The following is a 15,060-nucleotide window of genomic DNA, read 5'->3' as shown; positions in this document are numbered from 1 at the left end:
AACGCGACGCATGAAAGCAGCGGCAAAAACGCTCAAACCAAAACGTCAGGAAGAACAGGCCAACTTTATCAGTTGGCGTTTTGCGTTGCTGTGCGGCTGCATTTTACTGGCACTGGTTTTTCTGTTGGGTCGCGCGGCCTGGCTGCAAATCATCGCTCCGGATATGCTGGTGCGCCAGGGGGACATGCGTTCTCTGCGTGTGCAGGAAGTCGCAACATCACGCGGTATGATAACCGACCGCTCTGGTCGCCCGCTGGCAGTGAGTGTCCCGGTAAAAGCGATTTGGGCCGATCCGAAAGAGCTGCATGATGCAGGCGGTATTACGCTGGATAATCGATGGAAAGCGCTGGCTGACGCGTTGAAAATGCCGCTCGATCAACTGGCAGCGCGCGTTAACGCGAATCCAAGAGGCCGCTTTATTTATCTGGCGCGTCAGGTAAACCCGGATCTTGGCGATTACATCAAAAAACTGAAGCTTCCTGGTATTCATCTGCGTGAAGAATCCCGCCGTTACTATCCTTCCGGAGAAGTGACCGCTCACCTCATTGGTTTTACCAACGTCGACAGTCAGGGTATTGAAGGCGTTGAAAAAAGCTTTGATAAGTGGCTTACAGGTCAGCCGGGCGAACGTATTGTGCGTAAAGATCGCTATGGTCGCGTCATTGAGGATATCTCTTCTACCGACAGCCAGGCGGCGCATAACCTGGCGTTGAGCATTGATGAACGCTTACAGGCGCTGGTGTATCGCGAACTGAATAACGCCGTTGCCTTTAACAAGGCGGAGTCGGGCAGCGCCGTGCTGGTGGATGTGAACACCGGTGAAGTGCTGGCGATGGCCAACAGCCCGTCTTACAACCCGAACAACCTGACCGGCACGCAGAAAGATGTTATGCGTAACCGTACCATTACCGATGTGTTTGAACCGGGTTCAACCGTCAAACCGATGGTAGTGATGACCGCGCTACAACGCGGGGTCGTGCGTGAAAATACCGTACTCAACACTATTCCCTACCGAATTAACGGTCACGAAATCAAAGACGTGGCGCGTTACAGCGAACTGACCCTGACCGGGGTTTTACAGAAGTCGAGTAACGTCGGTGTTTCTAAGCTGGCGTTAGCGATGCCGTCCTCAGCGTTAGTAGATACTTACTCACGTTTTGGGCTGGGAAAAGCGACCAATTTGGGGTTGGTCGGAGAACGCAGTGGCTTATATCCTCAAAAACAACGGTGGTCTGACATAGAGAGGGCCACCTTCTCTTTCGGCTACGGGCTAATGGTAACGCCGTTACAGTTAGCGCGAGTCTATGCAACGATTGGCAGCTATGGCGTCTATCGCCCGCTCTCAATTACCAAAGTTGACCCGCCCGTTCCGGGCGAGCGTATCTTCCCGGAATCTACCGTTCGTACCGTCGTGCACATGATGGAGAGCGTGGCGTTACCGGGCGGCGGTGGCGTAAAAGCCGCGATCAAAGGGTATCGCATCGCCATTAAAACCGGTACGGCGAAAAAAGTGGGGCCGGACGGGCGCTACATCAATAAATACATTGCTTATACCGCAGGCGTTGCGCCTGCGAGTCAGCCGCGCTTTGCGCTGGTTGTTGTTATCAACGATCCGCAGGCGGGTAAATACTATGGCGGCGCCGTTTCCGCGCCGGTCTTTGGTGCCATCATGGGCGGCGTACTGCGCACCATGAACATCGAACCGGACGCACTGGCAACGGGCGAGAAAAGTGAATTCGTAATTAATCAAGGCGAGGGAACAGGTGGCAGATCGTAATTTGCGCGACCTTCTTGCTCCATGGGTGCCGGGCGCACCGGAGCGAGCTCTGCGGGAGATGACACTCGACAGCCGTGTGGCTGCATCGGGCGATCTCTTTGTGGCAGTGAAAGGTCATCAGGCGGACGGGCGTCGATATATCCCGCAGGCGATAGCGCAAGGTGTGGCTGCCATTATTGCAGAGGCAAAAGATGAGGCGACAGACGGTGAGATCCGTGAAATGCACGGCGTTCCGGTCATCTATCTTAGCCAGCTCAACGAGCGTTTATCTGCACTGGCTGGTCGTTTCTATCACGAACCCTCAGAAAGAATGCGTTTGGTGGGCGTGACCGGAACGAACGGTAAAACCACGACCACTCAACTGCTGGCGCAATGGAGCCAATTGCTCGGCGAAACCAGCGCGGTGATGGGAACGGTAGGTAATGGTCTGCTGGGCAAAGTGATCCCGACGGAAAATACCACTGGTTCAGCGGTTGATATCCAGCATGTGCTGGCGGGACTGGTAGAACAGGGCGCGACACTCGGCGCGATGGAAGTTTCGTCTCACGGCCTGGTGCAACACCGCGTCGCAGCGCTGAAATTTGCAGCGTCAGTCTTTACAAATTTAAGCCGTGATCACCTCGACTATCACGGTGATATGGAACATTACGAAGCCGCCAAATGGCTGCTTTATTCCACGCATCACTGCGGCCAGGCGATTGTGAATGCCGATGACGACGTGGGCCGTCGCTGGCTGGCGAAACTGCCAGACGCTGTTGCTGTTTCGATGGAAGACCATATCAACCCAAACTGTCATGGTCGTTGGTTGAAAGCGGTTGAGGTGAATTATCACGACAGCGGCGCAACCATCCGCTTTGATTCCACCTGGGGCGAAGGCGAGATTGAAAGTCGCCTGATGGGCGCGTTTAACGTCAGCAACCTGCTGCTGGCGCTGGCTACGCTGCTGGCGTTGGGCTATCCGTTGGCAGAGCTGTTGAAAACAGCCTCCCGCCTGCAACCCGTTTGCGGCCGAATGGAAGTCTTTAGTGCGCCGGGTAAACCGACCGTTGTGGTTGACTATGCCCATACGCCAGATGCGCTGGAAAAAGCGCTCGAAGCGGCACGCCTGCATTGCGCCGGCAAACTGTGGTGTGTCTTCGGCTGCGGCGGCGATCGCGATAAAGGCAAACGTCCGTTAATGGGCGCGATTGCTGAACAATTTGCTGATGTGGCCGTGGTGACTGACGACAATCCGCGTACTGAAGAGCCGCGCGCCATTATCAACGATATTCTTGCCGGAATGCTGGATGCCGGGCATGCGAAGGTGATGGAAGGCCGCGCCGAAGCGGTTACCAACGCCATTATGCAGGCGAAAGAAGACGACGTTGTACTGATCGCGGGTAAGGGCCATGAAGATTACCAGATCGTCGGCTCCCAGCGTCTCGACTATTCCGACCGTGTGACCGCCGCGCGTCTGCTGGGGGTTATCGCATGATTAGCGTAACGCTCAGCCAACTGGCTGAGATTCTGCACGGCGAGTTGCAAGGTGCCGATTTGACGCTGGATGCGGTAACGACCGATACACGTAAATTGACGCCGGGCTGCCTGTTTGTGGCGCTGAAAGGCGAACGTTTCGACGCCCACGATTTTGCCGAGAAAGCGAAAGTGGGCGGAGCAGGGGCGTTGCTGGTCAGCCGTCCGTTGGATATCTCCCTTCCACAACTGATTGTCAAAGACACACGTCTGGCGTTTGGCGAACTGGCGGCGTGGGTACGCGCGCAGGTTCCGGCTCGCGTGGTGGCGTTAACCGGTTCATCCGGTAAAACATCGGTTAAAGAGATGACCGCGGCCATTCTGAGCCAGTGCGGAAACACTTTATACACCGCTGGCAATCTGAATAACGACATCGGCGTGCCGATGACCCTGCTACGTCTGAATCATGATTATGACTATGCGGTGATTGAATTAGGCGCTAACCACCAGGGTGAAATTGCCTGGACCGTCGGTTTGACGCGTCCGGAAGCGGCGCTGGTGAACAATCTCGCGGCTGCGCATCTGGAAGGGTTCGGTTCGCTGGCGGGCGTGGCGAAAGCCAAAGGCGAAATCTTTACCGGTCTGCAGGAAAATGGCATTGCCATCATCAATGCCGATAACAATGACTGGCTGAACTGGCAGAGCATCATTGGCGAACGCACCGTCTGGCGCTTTTCGCCCAATGCCGCCAACAGTGATTTTACGGCAACCAATATCCACGTGACGTTGCACGGTACGGCGTTTTCTCTGCAAACGCCAATGGGCTGCATTGATGTGCTGCTGCCGTTACCTGGTCGCCACAACATCGCCAACGCCCTCGCTGCAAGCGCGCTGTCGATGGCGGTTGGCGCGCCGCTCGAGGCTATCAAAGCGGGGCTGGCTAACCTGACTGCCGTACCTGGCCGTTTGTTCCCAATCCAACTGGCCGAAAACCAGCTGCTGCTTGATGACTCCTACAACGCCAATGTGGGGTCGATGACCGCCGCCGTACAGGTTCTTTCTGAAATGCCTGGCTTCCGTGTGTTGGTGGTTGGCGATATGGCGGAACTGGGGGCGGAAAGCGAAGCGTGCCATGTGCAGGTTGGTGAGGCGGCGAAAGCGGCAGATATCGATTGTGTATTGAGTACAGGGAAACTGAGTCAGGCCATCAGTAACGCCAGCGGCGTCGGCGAGCATTTTGCTGACAAACCTGCGTTGGTGGCGCGTCTTAAGGCGCTGGTTGCAGAGCATCAGACAATGACTGTTTTAGTGAAAGGTTCACGTAGTGCCGCCATGGAAGAGGTAGTACGCGCATTACAGGAGAATGGGACATGTTAGTTTGGCTGGCCGAACATTTGGTCAAATATTATTCCGGCTTTAACGTCTTTTCGTATCTGACGTTTCGCGCCATCGTCAGCCTGCTGACTGCGCTGTTCATCTCTTTGTGGATGGGCCCGCGCATGATTGCCCGTTTACAAAAATTGTCTTTTGGCCAGGTTGTGCGTAACGACGGTCCGGAGTCGCATTTCAGCAAACGCGGTACGCCGACCATGGGCGGCATTATGATTCTGACCGCGATTGTCGTTTCTGTGCTGCTGTGGGCTTATCCGTCTAACCCGTATGTCTGGTGTGTGCTGGTCGTGCTGGTTGGCTACGGCATTATTGGTTTTGTCGATGACTATCGCAAAGTGGTACGCAAAGATACGAAAGGCCTGATTGCGCGCTGGAAGTATTTCTGGATGTCCGTCATTGCATTAGGCGTGGCATTTGCCCTCTATCTGGCGGGCAAAGATACGCCAGCCACTCAACTGGTGGTGCCGTTCTTTAAAGACGTGATGCCTCAGTTGGGGCTTTTCTACGTTCTGCTGGCGTACTTCGTGATTGTGGGGACGGGCAACGCGGTTAACCTGACAGATGGTCTTGATGGTCTGGCGATTATGCCAACCGTGTTTGTTGCGGCTGGTTTTGCGCTGGTGGCGTGGGCGACCGGTAACATGAATTTCGCCAACTATCTGCACATTCCCTATTTACGCCATGCCGGTGAACTGGTGATCGTCTGTACGGCGATTGTCGGCGCGGGATTAGGTTTTCTGTGGTTTAACACCTATCCGGCGCAGGTCTTTATGGGTGATGTCGGTTCACTGGCGCTGGGTGGCGCGCTCGGGATTATCGCCGTGCTGCTGCGCCAGGAATTCCTGTTGGTGATTATGGGCGGGGTGTTTGTGGTAGAAACCCTGTCGGTCATCCTGCAGGTCGGCTCCTTTAAGCTGCGCGGACAACGTATTTTCCGCATGGCGCCGATTCATCATCACTATGAACTGAAAGGCTGGCCGGAGCCGCGCGTCATTGTGCGCTTCTGGATTATTTCGCTGATGCTGGTGCTGATTGGCCTGGCAACGCTGAAGGTACGTTAATCATGGCTGATTACCAGGGTAAAAATGTCGTCATCATTGGTCTGGGATTAACCGGACTTTCTTGCGTGGACTTTTTCCTGGCGCGTGGCGTGACGCCGCGTGTGATGGATACCCGGGCGACGCCGCCGGGACTGGATAAATTACCTGAAGCGGTTGAACGTCACGTTGGCAGTCTGAACGACGAGTGGCTGTTGGCGGCGGATCTGGTGGTTGCCAGCCCTGGTATTGCCCTTGCACACCCCTCATTACGTGCCGCTGCCGATGCGGGCATTGAAATTGTCGGAGACATTGAGCTGTTCTGCCGCGAAGCGCAAGCTCCCGTGGTGGCCATCACCGGGTCGAACGGTAAAAGTACGGTAACGACGCTGGTCGGCGAAATGGCGAAAGCGGCGGGCGTTAACGTCGGGGTGGGCGGCAATATCGGTCTGCCGGCCCTGATGCTGTTGGATGACGATCGCGAACTCTATGTGCTTGAACTGTCCAGTTTCCAACTGGAAACCACGTCCAGCCTGCAGGCCGTCGCCGCAACGATTCTCAACGTGACGGAAGACCATATGGACAGATATCCATTTGGTCTTCAACAGTATCGCGCGGCGAAACTGCGCGTGTACGAGAATGCGAAAGTGTGCGTAGTCAATGCAGATGATGCGCTTACCATGCCAGTACGCGGCGCGGATGAGCGCTGCGTGAGTTTTGGCGTCAATATGGGTGACTATCACCTTAACCGCCAGCAGGGCGAAACCTGGCTGCGAGTGAAGGGAGAGAAAGTGCTGAACGTGAAAGAGATGAAGCTTTCCGGCCAGCATAACTATACCAACGCGCTGGCGGCGCTGGCGCTGGCTGACGCAGCAGGATTACCGCGAGCGAGCAGCCTGAAAGCGTTAACGACGTTTACCGGTCTTGCGCATCGCTTCCAGTTGGCGTTGGAGCATAACGGCGTTCGCTGGATCAACGATTCTAAAGCGACCAATGTAGGCAGTACTGAAGCGGCGCTGAATGGTCTGCATGTCGATGGCACGCTGCATCTGCTGCTCGGTGGAGATGGTAAATCAGCCGATTTTTCATCGCTGGCGCGTTATTTGAACGGCGATCGTGTTCGTCTGTACTGCTTTGGCCGCGATGGCGCGCAACTGGCGGCACTGCGTCCGGACGTCGCTGAACAGACGGAAACGATGGAAGAGGCGATGCGGCTGATCGCGCCGCGCGTGAAGCCGGGTGATATGGTGCTTTTGTCACCAGCCTGCGCCAGCCTCGATCAGTTCAAGAATTTTGAGCAGCGGGGTGATGAATTTACCCGCCTGGCGAAGGAGTTGGGTTGATGCGTTTCTCTCTCCCTCGCCTGAGAATGCCGCGCCTGCCGGGATTTGGACTCCTGGCAAGGGGCTTTGCTGCGCTTAAGGGCTGGGTGATGGCTTCGCGTGAGAAAGACGCAGACAGCCTGATTATGTACGACCGCATGTTGTTGTGGTTAACCCTGGGACTTGCGGCAATTGGTTTCGTGATGGTGACGTCAGCGTCAATGCCCGTCGGGCAACGACTGGCGAACGATCCGTTCCTGTTTGCCAAGCGTGATGCGCTGTATATCTTCCTGGCATTTTGCCTGGGGTTGATCACGCTGCGTTTGCCGATGGAGTTCTGGCAAAAGTACAGCACCACGATGCTGATTGCGTCGATCATCATGTTGCTGATCGTACTGGTGGTGGGGAGTTCTGTTAACGGGGCATCGCGTTGGATTGCTCTGGGGCCACTGCGTATTCAGCCTGCGGAGTTCACCAAGCTGTCGCTGTTCTGCTACCTCGCGAACTACCTGGTGCGTAAGGTCGATGAGGTACGTAATAACCTGCGCGGCTTTTTAAAACCGATGGGCGTGATCCTGGTGCTGGCGGTGCTTTTGCTGGCGCAGCCTGACCTCGGTACGGTGGTGGTGTTATTTGTGACCACGCTGGCAATGCTGTTTCTTGCCGGGGCGAAGCTGTGGCAGTTCATTGCCATCATCGGGATGGGGATATCGGCGGTTGTTTTGCTGATCCTCGCCGAGCCTTATCGTATCCGCCGTGTGACCTCTTTCTGGAACCCATGGGAAGACCCCTTTGGCAGTGGTTACCAGTTGACGCAATCGCTGATGGCATTTGGTCGCGGTGAAGTCTGGGGGCAAGGACTGGGCAATTCGGTCCAAAAACTGGAGTACTTGCCGGAGGCGCATACCGACTTTATCTTCGCCATTATTGGGGAAGAACTGGGTTATATCGGTGTGGTATTGGCGCTTTTAATGGTATTCTTCGTCGCTTTTCGTGCGATGTCGATCGGGCGTAAAGCGCTGGAGATAGACCACCGTTTTTCCGGTTTTCTCGCCTGTTCTATCGGTATCTGGTTTAGTTTCCAGGCACTTGTCAACGTTGGCGCGGCTGCCGGTATGCTGCCGACCAAAGGTCTGACGCTGCCGCTGATCAGCTATGGTGGTTCGAGTTTGTTGATTATGTCGACAGCCATCATGTTTTTGTTACGTATTGATTATGAAACGCGTCTGGAAAAAGCGCAGGCGTTTACACGAGGTTCACGATGAGTGGTCAACCGAAGCGGTTAATGGTGATGGCAGGCGGTACCGGCGGACATGTGTTCCCGGGGTTGGCCGTTGCTCACCATTTAATGGCCCAGGGCTGGCAGGTTCGCTGGCTGGGTACCGCCGATCGTATGGAAGCGGATTTAGTGCCAAAGCATGGCATTGAGATTGACTTCATTCGTATCTCCGGTTTGCGTGGCAAGGGGATCAAGGCATTGCTTGCCGCCCCGCTGCGTATTTTTAACGCCTGGCGTCAGGCGCGCGCCATCATGCAACAGTTCAAACCCGACGTGGTGCTGGGTATGGGTGGTTATGTTTCCGGTCCCGGCGGCCTTGCCGCCTGGTCTTTAGGGATCCCGGTGGTGCTGCATGAGCAGAACGGTATTGCCGGTTTGACCAATAAATGGTTGGCGAAGATCGCGACCACGGTTATGCAGGCTTTTCCTGGCGCTTTCCCGAACGCGGAAGTGGTGGGGAATCCGGTGCGTACGGACGTGCTGGCGCTGCCTCTTCCGCAGGAGCGTTTGGCGGGGCGTGAAGGCCCGATTCGTCTGCTGGTGGTAGGTGGTTCTCAGGGCGCTCGCGTCCTTAATCAGACGCTCCCGCAGGTTGCCGCAAAACTTGGCGATGCGGTAACGATCTGGCATCAGAGTGGTAAAGGCGCACAGCAGACGGTTGAACACGCTTATGCACAGGCGGGGCAACCGCAGCATAAGGTGACAGAGTTTATCGACGACATGGCTGGCGCGTATGCGTGGGCGGATGTGGTGGTTTGCCGTTCGGGCGCATTAACGGTGAGCGAGATTGCTGCCGCGGGTTTACCTGCGCTGTTTGTGCCCTTTCAACATAAAGACAGACAGCAGTACTGGAATGCGCTGCCGCTGGAAAAAGCGGGCGCAGCCAAAATTCTCGAGCAGCCACAGTTTACCGTGGATGCCGTCGCCAGCACTCTTTCCGGGTGGTCGCGAGAAACGTTACTCACCATGGCAGAGCGCGCTCGCGCGGCATCGATTCCTGATGCCACAGAACGAGTCGCAAATGAAGTGAGCCGGGCTGCCCGGGTGTAATTGTGGCGGTGCCTTTTTTGCATCGCATGAAATTTCGAAGTTAATGGCGTAAAGAATGAATACACAACAATTGGCGAAACTGCGTTCCATCGTGCCTGAAATGCGTCGTGTTCGGCACATTCACTTTGTCGGCATCGGTGGTGCTGGTATGGGCGGTATTGCCGAAGTTTTGGCCAATGAAGGGTATCAGATCAGTGGTTCCGATTTGGCGCCGAATCCGGTTACGCAACAGTTAACGAGTCTGGGCGCTACTATCTTTTTTAACCATCGCCCGGAGAACGTCCGTGACGCGAGCGTAGTGGTTGTTTCCAGTGCTATTTCAGCGGATAACCCGGAGATTGTCGCCGCGCATGAAGCGCGCATTCCGGTGATTCGTCGTGCAGAGATGCTGGCGGAATTAATGCGTTTTCGTCACGGAATCGCCATTGCCGGGACACATGGCAAAACCACAACCACGGCAATGGTTTCCAGTATTTATGCCGAAGCGGGTCTGGATCCGACCTTTGTAAACGGTGGTCTGGTCAAAGCGGCGGGCGTCCATGCGCGTCTTGGCCACAGTCGTTATCTGATTGCTGAAGCAGATGAGAGCGACGCGTCGTTCCTACATCTGCAGCCGATGGTGGCGATTGTCACCAACATCGAAGCGGACCATATGGATACCTACCAGGGCGACTTCGAAAATTTAAAGCAGACGTTCATTAATTTTCTGCACAATTTGCCGTTTTATGGTCGTGCAGTGATGTGCGTTGATGACCCAGTGATCCGTGAGCTGTTGCCGCGAGTGGGGCGTCAGACCACGACCTACGGCTTTAGCGATGACGCGGATGTGCGTATTGAAGACTATCAGCAGATTGGTCCGCAGGGACACTTCACGCTTCTTCGCCAGGACAAACCGCAGCTTCGCGTGACGCTGAATGCGCCGGGTCGCCATAATGCGCTAAATGCGGCAGCGGCCGTGGCGGTGGCAACGGAAGAGGACATTGAAGACGAGGCAATCCTGCGTGCGCTGGAGAGCTTCCAGGGAACAGGACGCCGTTTTGATGTTCTTGGTGAGTTCCCGCTTGAGCCGGTAAACGGTAAAGCCGGTACGGCAATGCTGGTCGATGATTACGGCCATCATCCAACGGAAGTTGACGCGACCATCAAAGCTGCGCGCGCGGGCTGGCCGGACAAAAATCTGGTTATGCTGTTCCAGCCGCACCGTTTCACGCGTACGCGCGATCTGTACGATGACTTCGCCAACGTATTGACTCAGGTGGATACGCTACTGATGCTGGACGTTTATGCGGCGGGAGAGACACCGATCCCTGGTGCGGATAGCCGCTCACTGTGCCGTACCATTCGTGGACGCGGCAAGATTGACCCGATTCTGGTGTCTGATCCTGCTCAGGTGGCGGAAATGCTGGCTCCAGTATTAACCGGCAACGATTTGATTCTGGTGCAGGGGGCGGGAAATATCGGCAAAATTGCACGTTCCTTAGCTGAAATCAAACTGAAGCCTCAAACTCAGGAGGAAGAGCAACATGGCTGATAAGATTGCGGTCTTGTTGGGGGGAACCTCCGCTGAACGTGAGGTTTCGCTGAACTCCGGCGCAGCCGTGTTGGCTGGATTACGCGAAGGCGGCGTGGATGCGCATCCAGTGGATCCGCAAGAGGTTGACATCACCCTTCTGAAATCGATGGGTTTTCAAAAGGTGTTCATTGCGCTGCACGGGCGCGGTGGTGAAGATGGCACTTTGCAAGGGATGCTGGATCTGATCGACCTGCCGTACACCGGTAGTGGCGTGATGGCATCTGCTATTTCAATGGATAAACTGCGCAGCAAATTGCTGTGGCAAGGGGCTGGACTACCGGTCGCGCCGTGGGTGGCGTTAACGCGCGCTGAGTTCGAAAAAGGGCTTAGCGATGACGTCATGGCGCAAATTTCCGCACTGGGTTTACCGCTGATTGTGAAGCCGAGCCGAGAAGGCTCCAGCGTGGGAATGTCGAAAGTTGAAGAACAAAATGCTTTGCAAAACGCATTAGCATTGGCTTTTCATCATGATGAAGAAGTATTGATTGAAAAATGGCTCAGCGGCCCAGAATTTACGGTAGCGATGCTCGGTGAAGAAATTTTACCGTCAATTCGTATCCAACCCGCCGGAACCTTCTATGATTATGAGGCGAAGTATCTGTCTGATGAGACACAATATTTCTGTCCTGCTGGTCTGGAAGTGGATCAAGAGGCCGCGTTGCAGGCATTAGTCCTGAAAGCGTGGACCGCGCTGGGCTGCAAAGGTTGGGGCCGTATTGATGTCATGAAGGACAGCGATGGCCAGTTTTATCTGCTGGAAGCCAATACCTCTCCGGGTATGACCAGCCACAGTCTGGTGCCTATGGCGGCACGTCAGGCGGGCATGAGCTTCTCGCAGTTGGTGGTACGAATTCTGGAGTTGGCGGACTGATATGTCGCAGGCTGCACTGAACACGCGAAACAGTGAAGAAGAGCTCTCATCTTCACGCCGCAGTAATGGAACGCGTCTTGCAGGTATTCTTTTCCTGCTGACAGTGTTGTGTACCGTGTTTGTCAGCGGCTGGGTGGTGTTGGGCTGGATGGAAGACGCTCAACGTTTACCCTTGTCGAAACTGGTGCTGACCGGCGATCGGCATTACACGCGCAATGATGATATCCGACAGTCAATTCTGGCTCTCGGGGCGCCTGGAACCTTTATGACCCAGGACGTGAACATCATTCAGAGTCAGATTGAACGTTTGCCGTGGATTAAACAGGCGAGTGTCAGAAAACAGTGGCCTGATGAATTGAAGATTCATCTGGTTGAATATGTGCCGATTGCGCGTTGGAATGATCAGCATATGGTGGATGCGGAAGGTAATGCCTTCAGTGTGCCAACCGATCGGACCAGCAAGCAGGTTTTACCCATGTTGTACGGACCGGAAGGCAGCGCGAGTGAAGTGTTGCAAGGGTACCGTGAAATGGGGCAGGTGCTGGCTAAGGATAGATTCACCCTGAAGGAAGCGGCAATGACCGCTCGTCGTTCCTGGCAGTTGACGCTGAATAACGATATTAAGCTCAATCTGGGTCGGGGCGACACCATGAAACGTTTGGCTCGCTTTGTAGAACTTTATCCGGTTTTACAGCAGCAGGCGCAAACCGATGGCAAACGGATTAGCTACGTTGATTTGCGTTATGACTCAGGAGCGGCAGTAGGGTGGGTTCCCTTACCTCCTGAGGAATCTAATCAGCAACAGAATCAGGCACAGGCAGAACAACAATGATCAAGGCGACGGACAGAAAACTGGTAGTTGGACTGGAGATTGGCACCGCGAAGGTAGCCGCTTTAGTAGGGGAAGTTCTGCCCGATGGTATAGTCAATATCATTGGCGTGGGCAGTTGCCCGTCGCGCGGTATGGATAAAGGCGGAGTGAACGACCTTGAGTCAGTGGTAAAGTGCGTACAGCGCGCCATTGACCAGGCTGAACTGATGGCGGATTGCCAGATCTCCTCGGTGTATCTGGCGCTTTCTGGGAAGCATATTAGCTGTCAGAATGAAATCGGCATGGTGCCGATCTCCGAAGAGGAAGTGACGCAGGAAGATGTGGAAAACGTAGTGCACACCGCAAAGTCGGTTCGTGTTCGTGACGAACATCGTGTTCTGCACGTTATTCCGCAAGAGTACGCGATTGACTACCAGGAAGGCATCAAAAATCCTGTCGGTCTTTCCGGCGTGCGCATGCAGGCAAAAGTGCATTTGATTACGTGCCACAACGATATGGCGAAAAACATTGTTAAGGCCGTGGAACGTTGTGGTCTGAAAGTTGACCAATTGATATTTGCGGGACTGGCAGCCAGTTATTCCGTGTTGACGGAAGATGAACGTGAATTGGGCGTCTGCGTAGTGGATATTGGTGGTGGTACAATGGATATCGCCGTTTATACTGGCGGGGCGTTGCGCCATACCAAAGTAATACCTTACGCAGGGAACGTAGTGACCAGTGATATCGCCTATGCCTTTGGTACGCCGCCGAGCGACGCCGAAGCCATTAAGGTGCGCCACGGGTGTGCGTTAGGCTCCATCGTTGGGAAAGACGAGAGCGTGGAAGTACCCAGCGTGGGTGGTCGACCGCCGCGCAGTCTGCAGCGTCAGACGCTCGCAGAGGTCATTGAGCCGCGTTATACCGAACTGCTCAATCTGGTCAACGAAGAGATACTGCAATTACAAGAACAGCTTCGCCAGCAAGGTGTGAAACATCATCTGGCGGCGGGGATTGTGTTAACCGGTGGTGCGGCGCAAATTGAAGGTCTTGCAGCCTGCGCCCAGCGCGTGTTCCATACGCAGGTGCGTATTGGTGCGCCGTTGAATATCACCGGACTGACGGATTATGCTCAGGAGCCGTATTATTCAACGGCGGTGGGGTTGCTTCACTACGGGAAAGAGTCCCATTTGAGTGGTGAAGCAGAAGTAGAAAAACGTGTTACGGCTTCAGTTGGCTCGTGGATCAAGCGACTTAATAGCTGGCTGCGAAAAGAGTTTTAATTTTTATGAGACCGGAGAAGATTAACGGTCTCAGGCGACAGGCACAAAACGGAGAGAAACTATGTTTGAACCTATGGAACTGACCAACGACGCGGTGATTAAAGTCATCGGCGTCGGCGGCGGCGGCGGTAATGCCGTTGAACACATGGTGCGCGAGCGCATTGAAGGTGTTGAATTCTTCGCAGTCAATACCGACGCTCAGGCGTTGCGTAAAACTGCTGTTGGCCAGACCATTCAGATCGGTAGCGGTATTACCAAAGGTCTGGGGGCGGGGGCAAACCCGGAAGTGGGTCGCAATGCGGCTGACGAAGATCGTGAAGCACTGCGTGCAGCGCTTGACGGGGCAGACATGGTGTTTATTGCAGCAGGCATGGGTGGCGGTACCGGTACCGGTGCAGCGCCAGTGGTTGCTGAAGTCGCAAAAGATTTAGGTATTCTGACCGTCGCTGTCGTGACTAAGCCTTTCAATTTTGAAGGCAAGAAGCGTATGGCATTTGCGGAGCAGGGTATTACTGAGCTGTCCAAACATGTGGACTCTCTGATCACTATCCCGAACGACAAACTGCTGAAAGTGCTGGGGCGCGGTATCTCCCTGCTGGACGCATTTGGCGCAGCAAACGACGTGCTGAAAGGCGCGGTACAGGGTATCGCAGAGCTGATCACCCGTCCCGGCCTGATGAACGTCGACTTTGCAGACGTACGCACCGTGATGTCCGAAATGGGCTATGCGATGATGGGTTCCGGCGTGGCGAGCGGTGAAGACCGTGCGGAAGAAGCGGCTGAAATGGCTATCTCTTCTCCGCTGCTGGAAGATATCGACCTGTCTGGCGCTCGCGGCGTACTGGTCAACATTACGGCGGGCTTCGATCTGCGTCTGGATGAGTTTGAAACCGTGGGTAACACCATCCGTGCATTTGCTTCGGATAATGCAACCGTGGTTATCGGTACGTCTCTTGACCCGGATATGAATGACGAACTGCGCGTTACCGTTGTTGCCACTGGAATTGGTATGGACAAACGTCCGGAAATCACCCTGGTCACCAATAAGCAGGTGCAGCAGCCAGTGATGGATCGCTACCAGCAGCACGGCATGGCGCCGTTAACGCAAGAGCAAAAACCGGTCGCTAAAGTGGTGAACGACAACACGCCGCAAACCACTAAAGAGCCGGATTATCTCGATATCCCTGCGTTCCTGCGCAAGCAAGCTGACTAAGAA

Annotated in this window: 12 protein-coding genes; all 12 read left to right on the top strand. The window is 54.9% G+C overall.

Annotated features, from left to right (window positions below):
• Window positions 1-10 precede the first annotated feature (10 nt).
• The 12 genes from ftsI (at window position 11) to ftsZ (ending at window position 15,057) form a co-directional block, all read left to right on the top strand.
• Entirely contained in the window at window positions 11-1,777 is a 1,767-nt protein-coding gene (ftsI, locus tag NNO04_RS00555) for a peptidoglycan glycosyltransferase FtsI (protein WP_271443003.1), read from the top strand.
• Window positions 1,764-3,251, top strand: a complete 1,488-nt coding sequence (gene murE, locus NNO04_RS00550) for a UDP-N-acetylmuramoyl-L-alanyl-D-glutamate--2,6-diaminopimelate ligase (protein ID WP_271443002.1) — start codon at window positions 1,764-1,766, stop codon at window positions 3,249-3,251. The genes ftsI and murE overlap by 14 nt, the downstream gene beginning before the upstream one ends.
• Window positions 3,248-4,606: a UDP-N-acetylmuramoyl-tripeptide--D-alanyl-D-alanine ligase gene (gene murF, locus NNO04_RS00545; RefSeq protein WP_271443001.1), complete on the top strand. Its 1,359-nt coding sequence runs from the start codon at window positions 3,248-3,250 to the stop codon at window positions 4,604-4,606. The genes murE and murF overlap by 4 nt, the downstream gene beginning before the upstream one ends.
• Window positions 4,600-5,682 carry a phospho-N-acetylmuramoyl-pentapeptide-transferase gene (mraY, locus tag NNO04_RS00540; protein ID WP_271443000.1) on the top strand — a complete coding sequence of 361 codons (1,083 nt, stop codon included), beginning with the start codon at window positions 4,600-4,602 and terminating at the stop codon, window positions 5,680-5,682. The genes murF and mraY overlap by 7 nt, the downstream gene beginning before the upstream one ends.
• Window positions 5,683-5,684: 2 nt before the next feature.
• Window positions 5,685-7,001, top strand: coding sequence for a UDP-N-acetylmuramoyl-L-alanine--D-glutamate ligase (gene murD, locus NNO04_RS00535; protein WP_271442999.1), 1,317 nt, complete (start codon window positions 5,685-5,687; stop codon window positions 6,999-7,001).
• Window positions 7,001-8,245, top strand: coding sequence for a cell division protein FtsW (gene ftsW / locus NNO04_RS00530; RefSeq protein WP_271442998.1), 1,245 nt, complete (start codon window positions 7,001-7,003; stop codon window positions 8,243-8,245). The genes murD and ftsW overlap by 1 nt, the downstream gene beginning before the upstream one ends.
• Complete coding sequence (gene murG, locus NNO04_RS00525; protein ID WP_271442997.1) at window positions 8,242-9,309, top strand: undecaprenyldiphospho-muramoylpentapeptide beta-N-acetylglucosaminyltransferase; 1,068 nt, start codon at window positions 8,242-8,244, stop codon at window positions 9,307-9,309. The genes ftsW and murG overlap by 4 nt, the downstream gene beginning before the upstream one ends.
• Before the next feature lie 55 nt (window positions 9,310-9,364).
• Window positions 9,365-10,840, top strand: a complete 1,476-nt coding sequence (murC, locus tag NNO04_RS00520; protein WP_271442996.1) for a UDP-N-acetylmuramate--L-alanine ligase — start codon at window positions 9,365-9,367, stop codon at window positions 10,838-10,840.
• Window positions 10,833-11,753 (top strand): D-alanine--D-alanine ligase, encoded by a 921-nt coding sequence (locus tag NNO04_RS00515; RefSeq protein ID WP_271442995.1) that lies wholly within the window; start codon window positions 10,833-10,835, stop codon window positions 11,751-11,753. Before murC ends, NNO04_RS00515 begins: the two co-directional genes overlap by 8 nt.
• Before the next feature lies 1 nt (window position 11,754).
• Window positions 11,755-12,585 carry a cell division protein FtsQ gene (gene ftsQ, locus NNO04_RS00510; protein ID WP_162381018.1) on the top strand — a complete coding sequence of 277 codons (831 nt, stop codon included), beginning with the start codon at window positions 11,755-11,757 and terminating at the stop codon, window positions 12,583-12,585.
• Window positions 12,582-13,844 carry a cell division protein FtsA gene (gene ftsA, locus NNO04_RS00505; protein ID WP_192611085.1) on the top strand — a complete coding sequence of 421 codons (1,263 nt, stop codon included), beginning with the start codon at window positions 12,582-12,584 and terminating at the stop codon, window positions 13,842-13,844. Before ftsQ ends, ftsA begins: the two co-directional genes overlap by 4 nt.
• A gap of 61 nt (window positions 13,845-13,905) precedes the next feature.
• Window positions 13,906-15,057 (top strand): cell division protein FtsZ, encoded by a 1,152-nt coding sequence (gene ftsZ / locus NNO04_RS00500; RefSeq protein ID WP_003018753.1) that lies wholly within the window; start codon window positions 13,906-13,908, stop codon window positions 15,055-15,057.
• Window positions 15,058-15,060: the final 3 nt, after the last annotated feature.

This window comes from Citrobacter sp. Awk 4, assembly GCF_028069725.1.
Lineage (GTDB): Bacteria > Pseudomonadota > Gammaproteobacteria > Enterobacterales > Enterobacteriaceae > Citrobacter_D.
The sequence above is the reverse complement of the archived record's forward strand: the minus strand, read 5'-3'. Positions and strand labels throughout refer to the sequence as shown.